We start from the raw sequence: 21,623 nt of genomic DNA on the forward strand, positions 1-21,623 counted from the left end.
ATGAGACCGGCTGTGCCGACGACCCGTGCCGCGCTGCTTCGTTCGGCGGACGGCCGACGTCAGGGCTTGATCGGCTTCACCTTCGTGTCGACGCCGTTCACCCGCACGGTGACGTTCCCCTGGTTCCGCGCCCGGTCGGCCACGATCCTGTAGGACGTGACCTTCCCGTCGCGCCACTCACAGCGGACCTCGTAGCCGCCGCGGGCGCGGAGCCCGGTGAAGGAACCCTTGGCCTTCCATTCGTCCGGCAGGGCGGGCAGCAGGTGGATGACGCCGTCGTGGCTCTGCAGGAGCATCTCCGCCACGGCGCCCGAGATGCCGAAGTTGCCGTCCATCTGGAAGGGCGGGTGGTTGCAGAACATGTTGGGCAGAGTGTTGTAGGTCAGCAGTCCGCGCAGCATGATCTGGGCGCGGTGCCCGTCACCGAGGCGGGCGAAGAGGGCTGCCCGCCAGGGCCAGGTCCATGAGCGGCGGCTGTCGCCCGACACCGTCGCGGCCGTGAACGGGACGCCTTCCTTCTCGCCGCACCGTGCCTTGAGCGAGACGAGGGCGGCGGCCGCGAAGTCCGGCGTCTTCGGGGTGATTTGGCGGCCCGGGTAGACCGCGAAGAGGTGCGAGGTGTGGCGGTGGATGTCGCTGGGGCTGTCGATGTCCTCCTGCCACTCCTGCAGCTGACCCCACTTGCCGATCTTGTTCGGCGCGAGGCGCGCCTGCATGTCCATGACCTTGGCCCGGTAGTCGGCATCCGCCTCGAGCGCCGCCTCGCAGTCGAGGTAGTTCTGGAACAGGTCCCAGATGATCTGCTGGTCGTACATGACGCCGTCCTCGCGCGGCCCGTGCTCGGGGGACCAGCTGTTCGGCGAGACGAGGAGTCCGTCCTCGCGCTCCTTGAGATTGTCCTCCCAGAACTCGCAGATCTCCTTGATCATCGGGTAGGCGACGGTGCGGAGGTAGACCGAGTCCTGGGTGAACGCCCAGTGCTCGTAAAGGTGCTGCGCGTACCAGGCGCTCGCGACGGTGTTCCACTCCCATGCGTTGCCGCCGAAGATGCTCTGGCTGGTGCGGGCGGTCCAGCCGCGCGTGTCCTTGCCGAAGGCGTTGCGGGTCGCCACGCGGCTGGGCACCGCCACCTGCTTGATGAACCCGACGAGTGCCTCGTGGCACTCCGGCAGGTTCGTTGCCTCGGCTCCCCAGTAGTTCATCTGGACGTTGATGTTGGTGTGGTAGTCGGAGGCCCACGCCGGCGTGTTGCTGTCGTTCCACAGACCCTGGAGGTTGGCGGGCAGACCCTTCGGGCGCGAGGAACTGATCAGCAGGTATCGGCCGAAGTCGAACATCGTCTGCTCAAGGGTCGGGTCCTCCCCGCCCGCCGCGTAACGCGCCAGCCGGGCGTTGGTCGGCAGGGCGACGACGGCGTCGTCGGAGGTGCCCCAGGCGACGGAGACGCGGTTCATGAGCGCGCGCATCTCGGCGGTGTGCTCGTCGCGTATCTCGTCGTAGGACCGGGCGGCCGCCTTGTCGAGCGCCGCGGCGACGACCGGTTCCGGATCGGCTCCGCGCCACCGGGCGGCGGCGTCGAGCTTGTAGTCGGTGCGGGCGTCGAGGAGCAGGGTCAGGGTCCTGGAGCCGGTGAACCGGAGCACCGACCCGTCGGTGCTGAAGTCGCCGTCGGTGTGTACGACCTGGACGGCGCACGCGTGCTTGAGGCCGTTGCCCATGACACCGCTGAAGGCCATCCGCCGGGCGCCGGCGTCGACGGTCGTCGGGGCCTGATCCTGTCCGGACGTCAGCGAGATCGCTCCGGAGAGTCCCTGGTCGCTGTCCGACGTGTACCGGAAGACCATGACGTCCGCGGACCGGCTGGCGAAGGCCTCCCGCAGGACGCGCCGCCCCGGCTCGCCGAAACGGGTGACATGGACACCCTCGAAGAAGTCCAGGGCGCGCTGGTAGTCGACGAACGTGGACTGCATGCGCGTGTCGAACCCCTTGCCTTCCAGGACGACCTCCGCGATCTGGAAGCCGGTGGACGACTCGCCGGGGGTGAACGTGAGCCGGTAGGTGCGGTAGGCCGTGCTGTTGGTGATCCGGAAGGTCCGGGTCTCGCCGCGGCCGGCGAAGGGCGCGCCGGGGTTCTGCGTGTCGAGGGTCACCCAGGCTTGCCCGTCCTGCGACGCCTCGAGCGCCCATCGCCGGGGGTCGTCGTGCGGACGGTCCGGGGCCGCCGTCAGCGAGTACGAGGTGATGGCGGCCGTGGCGGACAGGTCGGCCTGCCAGACGACCACCGGTGCGACGGCGTCGACCCGCCAGACCGTGGCCGGATCGCGGTCCACCGAACTCGAGATGTCCGTGGCCCGACCGGATCCCTCGGAGTGCCCGCTGGGCGATGACAGGTACATCGAGCCGCCCCCGTCGAGGTCGACGCCGGACAGGCCGATCTCGCTCACCTGGAAGTGGCTGACCCCTGCTTTGGGAACGAAGTCGAACCGGTAGAAGCGGTAGGCCGCGGTGTCGGCACAGGCGAATTCCTTCGTCTGGTACCGGCTCTCGAAGGGCGTCGCCAGAGTGCGGCTGTCCAGCCTGGTCCAGGTGGCGCCGTCGGCGGAACCGGAGAACGTCCACTCCTGCGGGTCGCGCTGCGGCACGTCGTTGGCACTCGTCAGACGGTAGGACGCGACCTCGACGGGGTCGGAGAGCTCGACCTGCCACTGCACCTTCGAGCCGGGCGCCTCGATGCACCACTTGGTGCTCGAGTTACCGTCGTACGTCTTGTCGACACCCTCCGTCGAGGAGGTCCGGTACGGTCCCCCCGGGGCCGTGACCTTCGCACGGCGAGCGAAGGTGACGACGACGTCACCGAAGTTCCGGTACGAGCCGAAGCCGGTCATGCTTGTGTCGAAAGCGCCGTCCGGCTGGCCCGCGAGGGCGTTGTCGTAGTTGTTGACACCACCCCAGAGACTCTGCTCGTTGAACTGGACGCGCTCCTCGGAGGGGTTGGCGAAGAGCATGGCGCCGAGCCGGCCGTTGCCGATCGGCAGGGCCTGCGACTGCCAGTCCTTGGCGGGGATCGAATACTTCAGCGCCTTGCGCGACAGGGTCGGCCACTGGACGGACGCCGGTGCGGCGGCCCCGGCGGCAACGGCCTGTCCCACAGGGATTCCCCCGGTCAGCTGAGTGATCAGCGGTGTGAGGGCGAGGGCACCGCCGAACTTGAGGATGCTGCGTCTCTGCGGTTGGGGTTCATTGGTCACGAGAGACCTCCTGGCCCATTGATCGGTTCTTTAATGGAGAGATGGAGGGGATACGCCGACGTACGCCGAGGGCGAGGCCATTTCATCGGATGACAGATCGGATGTCTAGAGTGTGCGGCACTGTCTCTGCTGATCGCCCCTTCCCCAGGAGGTCTCCGGATGGCCGGCCGGTCAGGAGGTGACAGAGATGTCGTCGCCGTAGACCGTGCCCTGTGCGCACCAGGCGTGCAGACAGACCGTCACCGCACCCGTGGAGCCGGTGGTGAAGGAGACGACTGCTTGGTCCAACTGCTCGACGAGCCCCAGGTGCCGGCCGTCGCGTCACCCCGTACGCCGAGGTAGCCGAAGTTTCCCTGCACCCAACCGCTGAGCGTGTACGTGGTGTGTGTGGACAGGGTGAGCGTCTGCGTGCACTCGCCGGTCTGCGACGCGGTGGCCGCGGCTGCCAGTGCGTGCGCGCCGCCGTACGCCGGGTTGGAGACGACCGCGCCGCCGTTCTCACAGCTCCAGGGAGCGAGCGAACGGTCTCGACGTCGCCGTTCACCAAGGCGCCCGTACCGCCGGCCGGACTGGACACCGTCAGTGTGAAGGTGGCCGAGTGGGTGAGCGTGCCGGAGGTACCGTCACGGTGATCCTGTACGTGCCGGGGCCGCGGACGCCGAAGCGTTCACAGCGGTGGTGAGCGTTTCCGCCGGGCCGTAGTCGTGGAAAGGGGCCAGTTGGACCTGATTGGCTGTCAGGCCGACCTGAGGGCGGCCGCCAGGTACGCCGCGGTCCGGCTGTCCGCCGCCCCGGCCACCTCTGCGGGCGTCCCCACCGCGACGATCCGGCCACCCCGGTCGCCGCCTCCGGGCCCGAGGTCGATCACCCAGTCGGCACCCGCGACCACGGCCATGTCGTGCTCCACGACCACTACCGTGCTGCCCGCGTCGACCAGCCCGTGCAACTGCCGCATCAGCACCTCGACATCGGCCGGATGCAGCCCTGTCGTCGGTTCGTCGAGCAGATACACTGTGTGGCCGCGGCGGGTGCGCTGGAGCTCGGCGGCCAGCTTGATCCGCTGGGCCTCGCCGCCCGACAGCTCCGTGGCGGGCTGACCGAGCCGCAGATAGCCGAGCCCGACATCGAGCAGCGTCCGCAGACTGCGCTCGGCGGCGGGCGTACCGGCGAAGAACCCGGCCGCCGACTCCACCGTCAGGTCCAGCACCTGCGCGATGTCGAGACCGCGCAGGGTGACCTCCAGGGTCTGCGGGTTGTACCGGGCGCCGTGGCAGTCCGGGCAGGGCGCGTACGTACTGGGCAGGAAGAGCAGTTCCACGGAGACGAAGCCCTCGCCCTGGCAGGTCTCGCAGCGTCCGCCCGCCACGTTGAAGGAGAACCGTCCGGCCTTGTAGCCGCGTTCACGCGCCGTGTCCGTCTCGGTGAACAGTTTCCGGACGACGTCGAAGAGCCCGGTGTACGTGGCCAGATTGGACCTCGGGGTACGGCCGATCGGCTTCTGGTCGACTTGCACGAGCCGATCCACCGCCTCCAGCCCCTGTGCCGACGCACACTCGGGCGTGGGACGGTCCGCGGGCAGATGGGCGGCGGCGGAGGCCTGCCGGTCGGCGAGGACACCGGCCAGCACCTGACCCACCAGCGTCGACTTCCCCGACCCCGACACCCCGGTGACGGCCGTGAACACCCCGAGCGGGAACTCGGCGTCCACGCCCCGCACATTGTGGCGGTCGACCCCGTTCAGCCTCAGCCACCCCGACGGCGCACGCACCTCCCGCACCGGAGCGGGCCCGTTGTCGAAGAGGAAGCGCCGGGTGGCCGACTCCGCCACCTCCGCGAGTTGGGCCGGGGGCCCGCTGTGCAGCACCCGCCCCCCGTGCTCACCCGCCAGCGGCCCCACATCGACCAGCCAGTCCGCCCGGCGCACCACATCCATCTGATGCTCCACGACGAAGACCGAGTTCCCGGCCTCCTTCAGCCGGCCGAGCACCCCCAGCAGCGACTCGGTGTCCGCCGGGTGCAGACCGGCCGACGGCTCGTCCAGCACATAGACGACACCGAACAGACCGGAGCGCAACTGGGTGGCGAGCCGCAGCCGTTGCAACTCGCCGGAGGACAGCGTCGGAGCGGTCCGGTCGAGACTGAGATAGCCGAGACCCAGCTCCGTGACCGTCTCGATCCGGGCGAGCAGATCCGTCGTCAGCACCCGCGCCGTGTCACCGTCGCCCGCCGTGCGCAGCACCTCGGCGAGCGAAGTGAGCGGCAGCCCGGCCAGTTCGGCGATCGAACGGCCGGCGAAGGTGACCGCCATCGCCTCCGGACGCAGCCGGCTGCCGCCGCAGACCGGGCAGGGCGCACTGGTCAGGAAGCGCTCGGCCTTGGCCCGAAGAGTGCGGCTCTTGGAGTCCGCGAAGGTGTGCATCACATAGCGGCGGGCGCTCATGTACGTACCCTGGTAAGGGCGTTGGATGCGACCCGCCTCACGCACCGGATGGACCGTCACCACCGGCTGCTCGTCGGTGAACAGGATCCACTGCCGGTCCCCGGCGTCCAGCTCGCGCCACGGACGGTCGACGTCGTAGCCCAGCGCGTCCAGCACATCGCGCAGGTTCTTGCCCTGCCAGGCCCCCGGCCAGGCGGCGATCGCACCGTCCCGGATCGACAGCGAGGGGTCGGGGACGAGCAGTTCCTCGGTGGTGCGGTGGATGCGGCCGAGGCCGTGGCACTGCGGACACGCCCCGGCGGCGGTGTTCGGCGAGAACGCGTCGGAGTCCAGCCGTTCGGCACCGGCCGGGTAGTCCCCGGCGCGCGAGAACAGCATGCGCAGGGAGTTGGAGAGCGTGGTGACCGTCCCCACGGACGAACGGGCACCGGGCGCCGAGCGGCGCTGCTCCAGCGAGACGGCGGGCGGCAGCCCGGTGATCTCACCGACCGCGGGCGCGCCGACCTGGTGGATCAGCCGGCGGGCGTACGGGGCGACGGACTCGAAGTAGCGGCGCTGCGCCTCGGCGTAGATCGTGCCGAACGCGAGGGAGGACTTCCCGGAGCCCGACACCCCGGTGAACACGGTGAGGGTGTCGCGCGGGATGTCGACCGAGACGTCCTGGAGGTTGTGCTCCCGGGCGCCGCGCACCCGGACGTACGGATCGTGGGGGGTGGACATGCGCGTGGGGCTCCGTACGGATCGGGGCAGGCCGACAGCCTGGGGACAAACACCCCGATTCTAGGCGCCAGGAGCAGCGGAGGCCGGTCTGCCCGGCCCCGGCCTCCAGCCCCCGGCCCCGGTCCGGCTTCGGGCGGCTCCTAGCGCGAGGGGCGCAGGGCGCGCTTGATGGGACGTCCCACGACGCTGCGGGCCCGCTGGTACGTGGAGCGCTGGGAGGGCACCGCGGAGCCCTTCGCGAGCTTCCGCTGGAGCTGGGTGTTCTTCTTGGTGAGCTCCGTCAGCTGGGACTGGAGCCAGTTGAGGCGGTCGCCCATCGTGGCGGCATCGGCGCCGACCCAGGGGCGGATGCCCGCAGGGAAGGCCAGTTTGCTCATCCGTGTCTCGAATGCCGCGCCGCTGTCGCCGTGGGTGAAGGTGTTCTCCAGGCCGTTCTTGTCGAGGAAGTTCGTGAACCGGTCGAACCGTTCCCGGTGGCCGCGCGTCAGCGGCCCGAAGTCCGCCTCGGCGTACAGGTCGGCGGGGTCGAGGTAGGCGGGCGCGTCGGCGAGCATCCGGTGCGGGATGTCGAAGTAGCGGCACAGCTCCAGGGTCCGGGAGTCGCCGCAGAGCACGGTGGCGGGCGTGCCGGCCAGCAGCGCCGCGATGTTGCCGTGGATGCGGGAGCCGAAGGAGAAGTCGAAACCCCGCAGGTCGTCCATCCAGGTGACCGGGTCGATGTACACGCGGACCTTGTCCTCCCTGTACATGGGGTGGTCGGGATGGGTGGGGATGGCGGTGACCGAGGCGTTCTGGTGGGACATGTCACGCCAGTGCAGCTGACGGGCGTCGGAGAGGTTCTGGCCGATGAACCGGAGGTGGGGATAGTGCGCGTGGGTGCGACGGATGATCTGCCCCAGTTTGTGCTTGCGTACGGCGTCGTGCGATCCGTTGACGGCGATCCGCGACTCGGGTCCGAGGGGCCGGCCGTCCTCCCGGATGTCGAGTCTGCTGCCGTTGAGGAACATCGAGGGACAGCCGATGACGTCCACGTCGCGAAAACCCATGTCACGCAGATACCGCTCGGTGAACTCCCCGCGCACACCGATGGAGGCGCTGTGGTCGAGTACGGCCGAGACGAACGCGTAGACCGTGGACTGCATGGGACGCAGCCGGTCCGCGGTGTAGTCGACGCCCGTCTGGGCACCCACACCCGGGACGACGACGGGTATCTTCAGCTTCGAGATGAGCTGGGTCAGACGCTCCAGCTGACGCTCGAAGGACGGCCGGAAGGCGTTGGCGAGCGGGATGACGAAGACGTCGTACTCGCTGTTGATGCGGTCGGCGTCGGCGACCCTGGTGGTGGTGCCGTTCGACACCACCTCCGAACGTGGCGTCTCCAGGATCTTGTGAGCGGCGTCACTGAAGAGCAGATTGCCCGAGTTGGTGGCGAAAACATCCTCATGGAGAGCGCGTTCGACAGGGACGATGTCGTAGGGGCTCTTCCCTGAACGCAGGAGTATTCGCTTCACATGGTTAACGTTGGATGCCACGAACCTGAATATAGCTTTGCGAATGCTTTTGATTCCATGCACATCCTGTACAAACTTTTGCGATCTGCGTGAAACGTAGGGACATGATCACACATCCGTGCGCGCGAGTGTGCGTGCACGTCTGGTGACGGCGTCCGGGGGCGGCCCGCGTGAGGCGCGTGCGATGCCCCCGCGACGCCCTCTTGAGCGCCGGACGGCTCCGCCCGTACGCTGCGTCCGGCGCGCGGGCGCGCCTGACCGGGAGGTGGAAGCGCCGTCATGGCCGACGCACTGTCCGATGCCGACATCCTCGAAGCGATCGCCCGGCACATCGGCCGGCCCGGACAGGGGCCCCGACTGACCGGCGCCGACATCGCCCGGCTCCCGATGCTCGACCTGCGCGTCGTCCGGTGCCTGGAGACCCGTACCACCCGGGAGGAGTCCAGGCCCGGCACGTACGACACATCGGGACGGCCCACGTATGAAGGCGAACTGCGCGACCACCCCGTCGAGCCGCCGAAGGATCCGGCGGCGGCACGGACGGTGGAGCTGGTGCTCCGCGGCTCGGCGCGCACGGTGCCCTGCGGCTGCGACGGCGGGCGCCAGCCGTGTTCGCGGTGCCGGGCCACGGGCAAGCTGCGCTGCGACATCGGCCCCGTGTGCCCGGCCTGCAAGGGCGTCGATCCCTGCACCTGGTGCGACGGCACGGGCAAGCGCCGCAAGGATCGTGCGGGGGCCGAGCCGGCGCGGGAGAACACGGCTGCCGGGCGGATCGCCTGCGTGAAGTGTCGTAAGCCGCGCACCGCTTGCCCGGAATGTCAGGGATGGGGCGCCAAGAAGTGTCCGCGGTGCGACGACACGGGCTTCAGGCCCTGCCCGGTCTGCGAGGGCGAGCGGACGGCGGCGCACACCCCGTGCGACGGCACCGGCCTGATCACGCTGTGGACCGCGGGATCCGTCAAGCAGGTGCCCGACCGGTCCCTGCTGAAGCTGCCGGAGCCGGCGCCGCCGCTGCGGGTCCGGCAGCAGACCGGACGCGCCGACGCGTGGGAACGGGTCACCCTGGTTTCGGCCGGTGACCCGCTTCCCGAGGGTCTGGACCCGGCACACATCAAGGCCGTCGAATCGGCCCTCGTGCCACGACAGCGCGAGGTGGCCCGGCGGGTCGACATCCGTTGGATGTCCTTGGCCGCGGTCACGATCCCCGACGATCCCGACCACGTCTTCTACGTCTTTCCCGGGCGTGAGGGTCCCCAGGTGCTGCCGATCTGGTCGCGGCGCCGCTCCCTGCGGGTGGCGGTGGTGGTGGCCGTGGTCGTCGTGCTGGTTCTTCTGGTGGTGGCACTCGTCTGATTTGCCGGCGGTGTGAGAAGCGACCACCGGCCCCTGGCCGTATTCGACTTGGGCGGCACGCTCGCGGACAGCGGCCATCGGCAGCACTTCCTGGAGGGGCGGCGGCGCGACTGGAACGGCTTCTTCGCAGCCGCCGTCGACGACCCGCCGCTTCTCGAAGGCGTACGGCTGGTGTTGAGCAGCGCCGTGGAGTGCGAGGTCCGGTATCTCACCGGACGGCCCGAGCGGTGCCGCCGGGACACCGTGGCCTGGCTGGTGGAACAGGGGCTGCCCAGGGGCGGGTGTACATGCGCCGCAACGACGACCGCAGGCCGGCCCGGCACACCAAGCTGGAAGTCCTGGAGCGGCTGGGCCGGGAGCGTGAGGTGCGGATGCTGGTCGACGACGACGAACTCGTCTGCGATGCGGCGGAAGTGGCCGGCTTCGCCGTGGTCCGGGCCCGCTGGGCACAGGCGTCGCCCACGCTCAGGGACGCGCAGGGGCGCGAGGGTCGTACCTGAATCCGGCGGGGCCGGTCGCGGCCCGGCGTGCGGCGGGTCGCGCTGGATCAACTCGGCTCGTCGAGCCGGAAGCCCACTTTCAGGCCCACCTGGAAGTGCTCGATTCGGCCATCTTTGATCTCTCCGCGAACCTGCGTGATCTCGAACCAATCGAGATTGTGCAACGTTTCCGAAGCTCTTGCGATGCCTCTGCGGATGGCGTCGTCGACGCCCTCATGGGAACTTCCCACGATTTCGGTAACTCGGTAGGTGTGATTTGACATCTTATGTCTCCTCTCGTCCCTACCACGGTGCCCCACCTGGCCCGGGTGCGCGAGGGGTCGGTGTGCAGAGTGTGTGGCGGGCGGGTCTTGACCGGAGTATTGGTCCATACCAAAATCCAGCCACGCCCGTGCGAGCACCGCCCGCAGTCCCCCACACCGGGTTCTGGATTTCGTCGTGCCGTTTCGCAGAAGGTGAACCTGGTGAAGAACCGCATACTTGTCGGAGCCGTCGCGCTCGTTTCCACCTGTGCGCTGGGCGGATGCGGATTGGTCCCGGGCTCGGAGGCGTCCGACAGCAAGACGGTCACGATCTGGCTGATGAAGAACAGCGTGTCCGCCGATTTCCTCAAGCGCTTCACCAAGGCGTACGAGGACGAGCACCCGGCCGTCCGGCTCGACTTCAAGATCCAGAGTTGGACCGGCATCGGACCGAAAGTCACCGAGGCGCTCCAGGGCAAGGACACCCCCGACGTCATCGAGGTCGGAAACACCCAGGTCGCCCAGTACGCGGAGAGCGGCGGGCTGCGCGACCTCACCCTGGAGTCCGTGCGCGACCTCGGCAGCGAGGACTGGCTGCCCGGTCTCGCCGAGCCGGGCAGCGTCGACGGCGTCCAGTACGGAGTCCCGTGGTACGCGGCCAATCGAGTGGTGATCTACAACAAGGACCTCTTCGAACAGGCCGGAATCAAGACCCCGCCGAAGACCCGCGACGAATGGATCGCGGACAGCGAACAGCTGAACCGGAACGGCAACCAGGGCATCTACCTCGCGGGCCAGAACTGGTACGTCCTCTCCGGATTCATCTGGGACGAGGGAGGCCAATTGGCCGACGACAGGGGCGGCGAGTGGGAAGGCGCCCTGGACAGCCCCGACGCACTGCGCGGCATGAGCTTCTACAAGGAACTCCAGGCACTCGGTGACGGCCCCAAGAACGCGGACGAGGAAAAGCCCCCGCAGGCCAAGGTCTTCGCCAAGGGTGATGTCGCACAGATCATTTCGGTGCCCGGCGCCGCCGGGCAGATCGAGCAGCTGAACCCCGAACTCAAGGGAAAACTGGGCTACTTCCCGATCCCCGGAAAGACCGCCAAGCCCCCCGGCTCCGTATTCACCGGCGGATCCGATCTGATCGTTCCCGAGAAGGCGGGACAGCGCGCCGCGGGCATCGACGTGATCAAGGCGCTGGCCGGCCGGAAGTGGCAAGAAGAACTCGCCAAGGCCATGAGCTACGTGCCCAACAAGCCCGACCTCGCGCGTGCCATCGTGGGCCAGGAGGGCACGGCCGCGATGGCCCGGGGCGCCACGAAGGGGCGCGCGACGCCCAACTCGCCCCAGTGGGCGAGTGTCGAGGCCGACAACCCGATCAAGTCGTACATGACGGCGGTCCTTGAGGGCGGCGACCCCCGGAAGGAGGCGAAGGCCGCCTCGGAGAAGATCACCGAACTGCTCGCAGGCAGCTGAACCGGGCGGGACCGCGGCGCGGCAGGCAGTTGAACCGGGCGGTACCGTGGCGCGGCAGGCAGTTGAACCGGGCGGTACCGTGGCGCGGCAGGCAGTTGAACCGGGCGGTACCGCGGCGCGGCAGGCAGTTGAACCGGGTGTGTCCCGGCTCGGTGGGCAGTTGAACCGGGTGCGCCCCCCGGCGCGTCGGACACCTGCGGGCCGCGCCGAGGCGCACCGGGGATTCAGCCTTCGCACATCCCGCCTCTCCCATGCGGTCATGTCGAATCCAGACGGTCACGGAAGAAGTAAGGGGCCGGGTTTTCGCGGCAGAGCGACGGCCCGGCGGCCGCCCTTGCCGATCCGTCCCCGGAGACCGTCATGAACGCGTTGCCCGTCACCTCACTCGCCACCGCGCCCGTCGTTCCCGCGCAGCCCGTCCCGTCCGCCCTGCCGCGCTACCGGGTGTCCCTCGCCGTGGACCAGGACGAGGTGCGTGCGGCCCAGCGTCTGCGCCATCTGGTCTTCGCGGGTGAGCTCGGCGCCCGGCTGGAAGGCGCCGAGCCCGGTCTGGACAGCGATGCGTTCGACGCGTACTGCGACCATCTGCTGGTACGGGAGGAGGCCACCGGCGACGTCGTCGCCACCTACCGCGTGCTGCCGCCCGAGCGGGCGAGGATCGCCGGGCGCCTCTACGCGGAGAGCGAGTTCGACCTCGCGCGGCTCGGCCCGATCCGCGACGACCTGGTCGAGGTCGGGCGGTCCTGCGTCCACCCGGCCCACCGGGACGGCGCCGTGATCGCACTGATCTGGGCCGGACTCGCCCGCTACATGCAACGCACCGGACACAACTGGCTGGCCGGCTGCTGCTCGATACCTCTGGCGGACGGCGGCGTCGCCGCGGCCGGGGCATGGGAGACCGTACGGAAGAAGCACCTGGCACCCGAGGACCACTGGGTTACTCCCCACCGCCTCTGGCAGCCCACCACCTCGGGGCGAGGGGACGTACCCACCGGACTCGCCATGCTCCCGCCCCTGCTCCGCGGCTATCTGCGACTCGGCGCCCAGGTCTGCGGAGCACCCGCGTACGACCCCGACTTCGACGTCGCCGACCTGTACGTGCTGCTGTCGCTGCGCCGCACCGACCCCCGCTATCTGCGCCACTTCCTCGCACTCACCGAACTGCGATGAAACCGAGGGCAGTTGCCGGGACAGGCGGCACTGCGCCGATCTCGGCAGGCGTCCGGCCCGGGGTGCCCCGGGCCGCCCCGCTCAGACCGCCGTCGCCAGCGACAGCGCGAACCGGTCCGCCAAATCCGTCCACCACCGGTCCAACCGCAGTCCCGCCGCGGCGAGTTCGGCCCGGACTCCCTCCTTGCGGAACTTGGCCGACACCTCCGTGCGCAACTCCTCACCGGCCTCGAAGGGCACCACCAGATCCAGATCCGGGATCTTCACCGTGAGCGCCGCACGGGCCCGCAGCCGCATCTCGATCCACTCCCGTTCCGGGTCCCACAGCGCCACGTGCTCGAAGTCGGCCGGGTCGAAGTCCGCCCCCAACTCCCGGTCGACGACTCTCAGTACGTTCTTGTTGAACTCCGCGGTCACCCCGGCCGCATCGTCGTACGCGGCGACCAGCACCTCCTCGTCCTTCACCAGATCCGTGCCGAGCAGCAGCCCGTCGCCCAGGGAGAGCAACGACCGCACCGACTTCAGGAACACCGATCGCTCGTCGGGGAGCAGATTGCCGATCGTGCCCCCGAGGAACGCGATAAGCCGCGGCCCCGGGGTAGCCGGCAGCGCGAGACCGCCGGTGAAGTCGGCGATCAGCGCGTGGACGGAGAGATCCGGCCGGGACGCGAGCAGGGCCTCGGCGGCGCCGCGCAGTGCGCTCTCGCTGACATCGACCGGCACGTAACTGTGCAGCGCGGGCAGCGCGTCCAACAGGTGCCGGGTCTTCTCCGACGACCCCGATCCCAGCTCGATCAGGGTCCGCGCCCCGGACGCCGCCGCGATCTCCCCGGCACGGTCGATCAGGATCTCGCGCTCGGCGCGGGTCGGGTAGTACTCAGGAAGCCGGGTGATCTCCTCGAACAGTTCGCTGCCGTGCGCGTCGTAGAACCACTTGGGCGGCAGCGTCTTCGGATGCCGGGTCAGGCCGTGCAGCACATCGGCGCGCAGCGCCGCGTCCGTCGCGTCCACCGGCAGGGTGCGGGTCAGCAGAAAGGGACTCACTCCGTGGGCTCCTTGAGCGGGGTCAGCAGAACTTCGGCGCGGGTCGCCGTCAGCAACGTCCGGTCGGGGACCGCGCGCCAGCGCGGATCGTCGTCGTACGGCTCCGAGGCCACGACCGTGCCCGGCCCCGGCTCGGCGAGGTACCACAGGGTGTCGCCCCAGGCCGTCGCGACGATCGTGGTGCCGTCGATGAGCAGCAGATTGAGCCGCGATCCAGGCGCCGCGGCCGCCACGTCCTGCACGGTGTCGGCGACGGCCTGCGGCAGTGCGTCACCGTCGGCGAGACGGTGGCGTACGAGGGCCCAGACCAGGGCCGAGTCGCAGCGGGCGGTGAGGGTCAGCAGCTCGGCCGGGGGCAGCGCGGCGGCGAGCGGGGCCAGGGAATCCGGCCAGTCCCGCACCGCGCCGTTGTGACTGAACAGCAGCCCTCCGGCGGCGAACGGCGCGGCCGCCGCCTCGCCGTCCGCACCCGCCTCGGTGGCATCACGTACCGCCGCGAGCAGTGCCGTACTGCGTACCACTCGGGCCAGATCGGCGAACGTCTGGTCTCCCCAGACGGGGCCCTCGCGCCGGTAGCGTCCCGGCACCGGGTCACCGTCCGCGTACCAGCCGACGCCGAAACCGTCGGCATTGACGGTCCCGTGTTGTTGGTGCCTCGGCGCCCAGGACTGGCGCACCAGACTGTGTGGCGGTCGCGTCAGCAGTTCAGCGAGAGCCACCGAAGGCCCCAGATAAGCGATATGACGACACATCAGAGATCCCTCGCGGTGCGGAAACCGGAGAAGATCTGGCGCCGCACCGGAAGGTCCCAGTTTCGGAACGTCCCCCGGCACACCACGGGATCCACGGCGAACGAACCACCACGCAGCACCTTGTGGGCCGGTCCGAAGAACACTTCGGAGTATTCGCGGTACGGGAACGCCGAGAAGCCCGGATAGGGCTCGAAATCGCTCGACGTCCACTCCCACACGTCACCGATCAACTGCCGTACGCCCAGCGGTGACCGGCCCGCGGCGTACGCTCCCGCAGGCGCGGGTCGCAGATGACGCTGGCCCAGGTTGGCCCGCTCGGGGCTCGGGTCCTGGTCGCCCCACGGATAGCGCAGCGAACGGCCCGACACCGGGTCGTGGCGCGCCGCCTTCTCCCACTCCGCCTCCGAGGGCAGCCGGCGCCCGGCCCAGCGAGCGTACGCGTCCGCCTCGTACCAGCTGACATGAAGCACCGGTTCGTGTTCGGGTACCGTCTCGGTCACTCCGAAGCGGCGGCGCAGCCACTGACCGGCGTCCCGGTGCCAGAACAGCGGAGCGGTCAGCTCGTGCTCACGGACCATCGCCCATCCCTCGGGGGCCCACCAGCGCCGCTCGGTGTAGCCGCCGTCCTCGATGAATCGCTGGTACGCGCCGCAGGTGACGGGCGTCGTGTCGAGGAAGAAGCCCGGTACATCGCGCACATGCGCGGGGCGCTCGTTGTCCAGGGCCCACGGCTCGGTGGACGTCCCCATGGTGAACGGGCCGCCCGGGACCATGACTTCGGCGGGCAGCCCGGCCGCGTCGGTGGGAGAGGGCGGCACGGGCGCGGTCAGGACCGCAGGACCGGATCGCAACTGATGGGTGATCAACATCGTTTCGTCGTGCTGCTGTTCGTGCTGGGCGATCATGCCGAAGGCGAACCCGTCCCGCACCAGCCGGCGGTCACCGCGCAATGCCGTGCCGTCGAGCACGTCCAGTGCCCGGTCACGTACCTCCGCGGCGTAGACCCGGGCCTCGACGGGTGCCAGCAGCGGCAGCGAGGGGCGGGCCGCGCGCGGATGCTCGAAGGCGTCGTACAGCCCGTCGATCTCCGGACGCATCGCCTCCTGCCCGGCCACCCCGCGCAGCAGCCACAGCTCCTCCTGATTGCCGATGTGCGCGAGGTCCCAGACCAGCGGAGACATCAACGGCGATTGCTGGGCGGTCAGTTCGTGGTCGTCCACGCTTTCGGTGAGAAGCGTCGTGCGTTCCCGGGCGGTGAGCAGCGCGGCGAGGGCGCGCCGACGCAGCGCCTCGGTGTCCGTCCCGTCCGGCCCGTTCGGACCGCCCGGACCGGATGCGTCGGGTGCGGGGGAGTCGGTCATGAGCGGGGCCCCTCGAAGTGGTGGTCCGAACCGCCGGCCGAATCGAGGGCGAGCAGTGCGGGAAGATCGTCGGCCGGGCATCGGCCCCGGGCGACGAAACGGTCGTTGAAGTCCGCCACCGCTTCCTGCACGGCCGTGGTCGCTCCCATCCGGGGCAGCGCCTCCAGGGCGAGTGCGAAACAGGTGACGGCCGCCGCCCGCAGTTCGGGATCGGTCAGGCCGTCGCGGGCGGCGCCCTCCCAGAGCGGATTGCGTGGCGCCGGGCCCGGCCCGGCCGTCTCGGCCAGCGGTTTGACGGTGCGGTACACGGTCTCGGCGGCCTCTGGGTCGTCGAACAGGGCGGTGGTGACGGCGAGCGGCACCAGCCATCCGTCCGCGCCGTGCTGCGCGTCGATCATGCGCAGCTCAAGGTGTCCGCGCGGGCGCACAGGCGGAAAGAGGGTGCTGATGTGGTAGTCGAGATCGGCGCGCACCGGTGGTCTCGGCGCGCCGGTACGGATCCAGTCGCGAAAGGTCAGCCCGTCCGGCACGGCCCACGGCCCGTCGTCGTCCCGGATGCACATCACCGGGGTGTCCAGCACGTGCGTGGCCCAGGCGTCGCGAGGTGGCAGATGGCCGGGCGGTGCCAGGGACCGCCACGGATCGAGTCCGGCCCACAGCGACTGCCGGGTGGACCGCCACTGTGTCGGGTAGCCGTACTGGAAGGGCGAGTTGGCGAAGACCGCGACCAGCACGGCGCCCAGCAGATGGGACAGCTGCCAGCGCCGCCCGTAGCCGAGCGGACCGGGTTCCTCCTCTCCGGCGTCCAGACAGACCTGGACGGACGCGGTGGTGCACATCATGGCGCGGCCCGCCGGTCCCGACCGGTCGAACGAGACCTCCATGGCGTCGTAGCGGCGCTCGTGGAGCAGACGGCGCGGCGGATGCCACGGATCGACGCCGAGACCCGCGGGTGCGAGTCCCATCCGGTCGAGGGCGTCACGTACGGCGGTGAGATCGGCGGCGGTGGCATCGATGCACGCCATCAGGGAGTCGGCGGGGCGCGAGCTGAGCTCCAGCTGGCCGCCGGGTTCGAAGGTGAGCGCCGCGCTCAGGGGCAGGGCCCGCAGGAGGGCGGCGGCTGCGTCGAGACGGTGGTGGGGGACGGGGACACGGGGGTGATCCCGGTGGTGGATGAGCCATTCGAGTTCGACACCGACCGTGCGGGGCGGCCCGGTCTTGAAGCAGATGCAGCGCAGTAAATCCTCGGCTTCGCCCTCGCCCAGGGGCGGGGGCTGGCCGGGCGGACCGTGGTCGCAGGGTGCGTCGGATGACATACCGGGACCTCCTTCTGCTCGGTTCGTCCGTACCACCCAAACCCGTGCGGGGGGATCGCACAAGAGTGCCCCTGTGCGTCGGAAATCCGGTTGCATCCATGCCGCTGGAGGGCCGAGCATGCCCCGTATGCACCACACGGGGGAGTACTGATGAGCGCCCGGCTGCGCGGCATCGCGCGAGAAACCGAGGCCATAGTCGAGGCCGGCCACTACCGCACGCCACAAGGCCGTGAGGTGAGCATCGAACGTGCGCTGACCACCGCACTCTCGGGCACCAGGCTGTACGGCCCCGAGCCGGTGCCCGTCGCCGCACTCGACTCCGACCGCACACCGGTCATCGAGGTCACCGACGAGAGCAGCCTGGCGGCGGCGCGCCGGATGACCGCCGAAGGGCCCGGCAAGGTCGCCGTCCTGAACTACGCCTCCGCCCGCAATCCCGGCGGCGGATACCGGGGCGGCGCACAGGCCCAGGAAGAGGCCCTGTGCCGGGGCTCGGCGCTGTACGCCACGCTGCTGCGCGCTCCTGACTACTACGCCCACCACCGCGCGGAACGCAGCGCGTTCTACACCGACCGGGTGATTCACTCACCCGGGGTGCCGGTGTTCCGGGACGACCGGGGGCGGCTGCTCGACACCCCGTACACCGCGGGCTTCCTCACCTCCCCGGCACCCAATGCCGGAGTCATCCGCGGCCACACCCCCGAGGACGCCCACCGCATTCCCGCCGCGCTCGCGTCCCGCGCCGAGCGGGTGCTGGAGGTCGCGGCGGTACGCGGGTACCGCAGGCTGGTGCTGGGCGCCTGGGGCTGCGGCGTGTTCCGCAACGAACCGGCGCAGGTGGCCGGCGTGTTCCGGGCGCTGCTGCTGGACGGCGGCAGGTTCGCCGGGCACTTCGAGCAGATCGTCTTCGGCATCCTCGACCGCAGCCCCGATTCCGCCACCCGGTCCGCCTTCGAGCGGACGTTCGGCGGTCAGCTCCAGCCGTAGCGCTCCCGCAGCCGGCCGACGACCAGGTCGAACCGGTCCCGGTCCAGCGCGCACGCCTCACGCCGCATCCCGTCCTCGTGCACCCGCAGCACCCGGTCCAGATCGACCCACGACGGACGGCCCGAGCTGTCCCACGGACCGGCCCCGAGCGCCACCCACTCGTGGTCCCCGTCGTGCTGCTTGCTCGACAACTGCACAGCGAGCAGCGTGCCCACCGCCTCCCTGGCCACCACCAGAACCGGACGGTCCTTGCCTCGCCCGTCGTTCTCCTCGAACGGCACCCAGGTCCAGACGATCTCGCCGGGGTCCGGGTCGCCGTCCCGGTCGGGGGCGTACGCGGTGCGGACCGGGCCTACGTCGCGAGGGTCGGCCTCGGAGGTCGCGCAGGGTCCGGTGCGGCCGGGGAAACCGGCCGGGCTGTCGGTGCTTCGGTCACGGTGCTGGATGCTCATCCCCACACCGTAGGACCTGTACGGCCCGTTTCGTGGAGCGGGTCCGGTGAACCGGCCGCCGGGCCGGGCACCTCCGGTCTCACCCTGAAGCTCTACCGGAGGTTCAGGGTGAGGTTCACGGCCCCAGTCGGAACGGGCGCCCGCGCGCGCCGTCCCGGTCCGGCCGCCGTAGTCGACATGGCCCTGCCGTCACATGGCCCTGCCGTCGCTCGACTTGGAGACCGGGAGCGGCGGCCGGTGCCCGCCCGAGGCCGAGAGGCGCGCACCGGCCACCGCCGCCCGGACCGGTCAGGAAGGCGTATCGTCCACCTGACCGGCCTGACCGGCCTGACCGGCCTGACCGGCCTGACCGGCCTGACCGGCCTGACCGGCCTGACCGGCCTGACCGGCCTGACCGGCCTGACCGGACACCTGGCCCGCCCGAGTCGTCTGGTTCATCCGTCACCGGAATGTGCTGCTTGCGCGGCGACGACGACGGCGACGGCTGCACGGCCGGCACGGCCGGTTCGGCCCCGTTGACCCGCGGTTGCGGTTGCGCCGGGGCGTCCTGCCCCATCGTCGCCAGCAGGTGCCGGGCCAGTCCCAGGCCCGTGCCCCCCATCGTCAACGCCTTCGCGAACATGTCCGGCAGCCCGTCGGCCCCGTTCAGCAGCACCATGTGACCGACGCTGCTGAAAGCACCCGCGCCCGCCTCGACGATCTCCTCGACGGTCAACCCGCCCACGATGGACCGCAGAAGACCAGTGCTTCGTTCGGCTCGGCCACGCGCCACATCAGCTTGAACAGGCCGATCAACACAATGATGGCGGCGAGTACGAGTCCCGCCGTGACGCCGATGACCATCGGCATGCACCCCCTTGTCGCGGTGCCCCGCCGGCACCGCTGGTCCAGGCAGGATGTGCGAGGAAGTGCTCGGCGCCGCCCCGGATCCGTACGATCACCTCGCCGACCAGCCCCGGCCCCACCGTTCGGGTCACCCGGCCGAGCAGTCCCACCATCGAGGAGTCATCCATGACCCGGAGCGTACCCACGCCGTACACGTCTGGAAGACTGCCCGGCGCCATGAGCCAGTTACCGAATCAGCCTGCCGAAGGCCCCGTGCCGACCAGTGCCGACGTGGCACGGCTCGCCGGAGTCTCCCGGGCCACCGTGTCCTACGTACTGAATGACATCGCGACCGTGCGGATCAGCGAGCCCACCCGCCGCCGGGTCAGGGAGGCTGCCGCCGAGCTGGGGTACGTACCGCACGCGGCGGCCCGCAGCCTGCGCGCCGGGCACACCCGCACGGTGGTGCTGCCCACCGTGAACTTCCCGGCCGACCCGCTCCACCAGCGCTTCTTCCACGAACTGGAAACCGGGCTGCGCCGCCTCGACTACACCGTGGTCCAGTACGGCAGCACCGGCCTCGACACCGACGACGCCCCCCGCGCCTGGGCCGAACTCCGTCCCGTCGCCGTCATCGCACCCGGCACGATCGCTCTCACCCCGCAGGGCATATCCGTACTCAGACGAGCCGGAGCCAAGGCCGTCATCACCCTCGGCCCGCGACCGGTGGACGGCGCCCACGCGCTGCTCATGGACCAGCGGAAGGTCGGCAGCGTCGCGATCGGGCATCTGCTGGCGCGCGGCCGGCGTCGCATCGGCGTGATCATGCCCGAGGAAGGCGGCCTCGGCCTGTTCGCCGAACCCCGGCTGACCGGGGCCCGGCAGGCCGCGCAGAGCCACGGGGCCGTCATCGAACCGCTGCCGCTGCGGTACGAGGAGGAGTCGGCCGACCGGCTGGCCGCCCGCTGGCGCCCCCTGGGCCTCGACGCGGTCTTCGCGTACGACGACGCCTACGCGATGCTCCTGATGCGGGCCCTTCAGGACGCGGGCATCGAGGTGCCCCGCGAGACGGCCGTGATCGGCGCCGACGACCTGATGCTCGGCAGGCTGCTGCGGCCCCGGCTCAGCAGCGTACGGCTGGAGATGGCCGCGGCACAGCCGCTCGCGGATCTCGTCCACCGGTTGGTGCGGCACCCGGGCGGTGATCCCGAGCACCACGACCTGCTGCGGGCCAGGACGGTCCACCGCGAGTCCAGCTGAGCCGCCGGGTCCGCACGGCACGGCAGCGCGGCAACGTGCGTACCGCGTGCCGCTTGCCTAGCGTCATGACCATGAGCCATCCGCAGAGTTACGAGATCCTGCTGGTCCCCGAACACGTCGAGGAGACCACCGAAGCCGCCGGGAGCAGTGGCGCCATCCGCTCGGCGGTCGTGGCGGCGACCGGCGAGACTGGAGCATCGGGTTACCCCCGCTATTCGGGTGAAGGCGTCGTGGCGGACATCGACCCGGCGACGCACGCGGTCGAGGCCCTGCTGGTCGACGGCGCCGAACTGGACTACGGCCTGTCGGTCCGGATCAAGGAGAAGAACGCCGACGACGACGCCGACAGCAGCCCGGACAACGGTGCCGACAGCAGCGCTGCGGGCTGAGGCCGCGCAGGCCGCCGATGTCACGGAAAGAGGGCCCGACCGGTCCGTGTCCGCGGTCCGGTCGGGCCCCTCACCCCGCTCATGCGCGCGTGGAGCCTACTTCTGCTCCTTCTGCTGGTTCTCGATGGACTTGCGGACCTCGTCCATGTCCAGCTTCCTGGCCTGTCCGATGACATCCTCCAGCGCCGCCTCCGGCAGCGCCCCCGGCTGAGCGAACACCGCCACATTGTCCCGGACGATCATCAGCGTCGGAATGGAACGGATCTCGAAGGCCGCCGCCAACTCCTGCTGCGCCTCGGTGTCGACCTTGGCGAAGACCAGGTCGTCGTGGCGCTCCGACGCCGCGTCGTAGACCGGCGCGAACTGCCGGCACGGGCCGCACCAGGAAGCCCAGAAGTCGATCAGGACGAAGCCGTTGTCACTGACGACCTGATCGAAGTTTTCCTTGGTGAGCTCAACGGTGCTCATACTCTTCTACCTCTTCCTCTGCCCGCTCGGACCTGTCCGGCACAACCGTGCCGGTACGTGCGCTATTCCGCCTGCCCATGTGGCCGCCGCGCACACCCGCGATCAG

General features: G+C 70.2%; 18 protein-coding genes and 1 pseudogene. 7 read left to right on the forward strand and 12 right to left on the reverse strand.

Annotation, left to right across the window (positions count from 1 at the left end):
* Positions 1 to 59: 59 nt before the first annotated feature.
* The 3 genes from OH735_RS34555 to OH735_RS34565 all read right to left on the reverse strand — a co-directional run bounded on the left by OH735_RS34555 (position 60) and on the right by OH735_RS34565 (position 7,940).
* Complete coding sequence (locus OH735_RS34555) at positions 60 to 3,248, reverse strand: glycosyl hydrolase family 95 catalytic domain-containing protein (RefSeq protein WP_406385578.1); 3,189 nt, start codon at positions 3,246 to 3,248, stop codon at positions 60 to 62.
* A gap of 736 nt (positions 3,249 to 3,984) precedes the next feature.
* A complete protein-coding gene (gene uvrA / locus OH735_RS34560) occupies positions 3,985 to 6,408 on the reverse strand; it encodes an excinuclease ABC subunit UvrA (protein ID WP_406385579.1) in 2,424 nt (807 codons plus the stop codon).
* Between the two features lie 140 nt (positions 6,409 to 6,548).
* Complete coding sequence (locus OH735_RS34565; RefSeq protein ID WP_406385580.1) at positions 6,549 to 7,940, reverse strand: polysaccharide pyruvyl transferase family protein; 1,392 nt, start codon at positions 7,938 to 7,940, stop codon at positions 6,549 to 6,551.
* 258 nt (positions 7,941 to 8,198) lie between these two features.
* Between OH735_RS34565 and OH735_RS34570 the strand changes: the two genes are divergently transcribed.
* Both OH735_RS34570 and OH735_RS34575 read left to right on the forward strand, forming a co-directional pair.
* Positions 8,199 to 9,272: a hypothetical protein gene (locus tag OH735_RS34570; RefSeq protein ID WP_406385581.1), complete on the forward strand. Its 1,074-nt coding sequence runs from the start codon at positions 8,199 to 8,201 to the stop codon at positions 9,270 to 9,272.
* A 12-nt stretch (positions 9,273 to 9,284) separates the two neighbouring features.
* Positions 9,285 to 9,772, forward strand: a pseudogene (locus OH735_RS34575) (hypothetical protein).
* 47 nt (positions 9,773 to 9,819) lie between these two features.
* On the opposite strand, the gene OH735_RS34580 reads toward OH735_RS34575, so the two are convergent.
* Positions 9,820 to 10,035, reverse strand: coding sequence for a dodecin (locus OH735_RS34580; protein ID WP_266750802.1), 216 nt, complete (start codon positions 10,033 to 10,035; stop codon positions 9,820 to 9,822).
* A 201-nt stretch (positions 10,036 to 10,236) separates the two neighbouring features.
* On the opposite strand from OH735_RS34580, the gene OH735_RS34585 reads away from it, so the two are divergent.
* Positions 10,237 to 11,493 (forward strand): extracellular solute-binding protein, encoded by a 1,257-nt coding sequence (locus OH735_RS34585; RefSeq protein ID WP_406385582.1) that lies wholly within the window; start codon positions 10,237 to 10,239, stop codon positions 11,491 to 11,493.
* A 360-nt stretch (positions 11,494 to 11,853) separates the two neighbouring features.
* Positions 11,854 to 12,663, forward strand: coding sequence for a GNAT family N-acetyltransferase (locus OH735_RS34590; protein WP_406385583.1), 810 nt, complete (start codon positions 11,854 to 11,856; stop codon positions 12,661 to 12,663).
* Positions 12,664 to 12,744: 81 nt separating this feature from the next.
* Here the strand turns inward: OH735_RS34590 and egtD are convergent, their stop codons facing one another.
* Genes egtD through egtA form a run of 4 tightly spaced genes read right to left on the reverse strand, consistent with a single transcriptional unit; the run spans position 12,745 to position 17,136 of the window.
* Positions 12,745 to 13,707: an L-histidine N(alpha)-methyltransferase gene (egtD, locus tag OH735_RS34595; RefSeq protein ID WP_406385584.1), complete on the reverse strand. Its 963-nt coding sequence runs from the start codon at positions 13,705 to 13,707 to the stop codon at positions 12,745 to 12,747.
* Positions 13,704 to 14,459, reverse strand: a complete 756-nt coding sequence (egtC, locus tag OH735_RS34600) for an ergothioneine biosynthesis protein EgtC (protein ID WP_406385585.1) — start codon at positions 14,457 to 14,459, stop codon at positions 13,704 to 13,706. The genes egtD and egtC overlap by 4 nt, the downstream gene beginning before the upstream one ends.
* Positions 14,459 to 15,820 (reverse strand): ergothioneine biosynthesis protein EgtB, encoded by a 1,362-nt coding sequence (gene egtB / locus OH735_RS34605; RefSeq protein WP_406385586.1) that lies wholly within the window; start codon positions 15,818 to 15,820, stop codon positions 14,459 to 14,461. Before egtB ends, egtC begins: the two co-directional genes overlap by 1 nt.
* Entirely contained in the window at positions 15,817 to 17,136 is a 1,320-nt protein-coding gene (egtA, locus tag OH735_RS34610) for an ergothioneine biosynthesis glutamate--cysteine ligase EgtA (protein WP_406385587.1), read from the reverse strand. The genes egtB and egtA overlap by 4 nt, the downstream gene beginning before the upstream one ends.
* A 150-nt stretch (positions 17,137 to 17,286) precedes the next feature.
* Here egtA and OH735_RS34615 point away from each other — a divergent pair, with 150 nt between their 5' ends.
* Positions 17,287 to 18,123 (forward strand): TIGR02452 family protein, encoded by an 837-nt coding sequence (locus tag OH735_RS34615; protein WP_406385588.1) that lies wholly within the window; start codon positions 17,287 to 17,289, stop codon positions 18,121 to 18,123.
* Here the strand turns inward: OH735_RS34615 and OH735_RS34620 are convergent.
* The 3 genes from OH735_RS34620 to OH735_RS34630 form a co-directional block, all read right to left on the reverse strand.
* Positions 18,108 to 18,575: a type II toxin-antitoxin system PemK/MazF family toxin gene (locus tag OH735_RS34620; protein ID WP_406385589.1), complete on the reverse strand. Its 468-nt coding sequence runs from the start codon at positions 18,573 to 18,575 to the stop codon at positions 18,108 to 18,110. The two genes, OH735_RS34615 and OH735_RS34620, sit on opposite strands and share 16 nt — an antisense overlap.
* A 288-nt stretch (positions 18,576 to 18,863) precedes the next feature.
* Positions 18,864 to 19,013: a hypothetical protein gene (locus OH735_RS34625; protein WP_406385590.1), complete on the reverse strand. Its 150-nt coding sequence runs from the start codon at positions 19,011 to 19,013 to the stop codon at positions 18,864 to 18,866.
* Positions 19,014 to 19,286: 273 nt separating this feature from the next.
* Positions 19,287 to 19,424 carry a hypothetical protein gene (locus OH735_RS34630; protein WP_406386983.1) on the reverse strand — a complete coding sequence of 46 codons (138 nt, stop codon included), beginning with the start codon at positions 19,422 to 19,424 and terminating at the stop codon, positions 19,287 to 19,289.
* A 213-nt stretch (positions 19,425 to 19,637) separates the two neighbouring features.
* Between OH735_RS34630 and OH735_RS34635 the strand changes: the two genes are divergently transcribed.
* Both OH735_RS34635 and OH735_RS34640 read left to right on the forward strand, forming a co-directional pair.
* Positions 19,638 to 20,660, forward strand: a complete 1,023-nt coding sequence (locus tag OH735_RS34635; RefSeq protein ID WP_406385591.1) for a LacI family DNA-binding transcriptional regulator — start codon at positions 19,638 to 19,640, stop codon at positions 20,658 to 20,660.
* Between the two features lie 71 nt (positions 20,661 to 20,731).
* Entirely contained in the window at positions 20,732 to 21,049 is a 318-nt protein-coding gene (locus tag OH735_RS34640) for a hypothetical protein (RefSeq protein WP_406385592.1), read from the forward strand.
* 96 nt (positions 21,050 to 21,145) lie between these two features.
* Here the strand turns inward: OH735_RS34640 and trxA are convergent, their stop codons facing one another.
* Complete coding sequence (trxA, locus tag OH735_RS34645) at positions 21,146 to 21,517, reverse strand: thioredoxin (RefSeq protein ID WP_406385593.1); 372 nt, start codon at positions 21,515 to 21,517, stop codon at positions 21,146 to 21,148.
* Positions 21,518 to 21,623: the final 106 nt, after the last annotated feature.

Origin of the sequence: Streptomyces sp. NBC_01618 (assembly GCF_045209435.1) — a bacterium.
Taxonomy (GTDB): Bacteria; Actinomycetota; Actinomycetes; order Streptomycetales; family Streptomycetaceae; genus Streptomyces.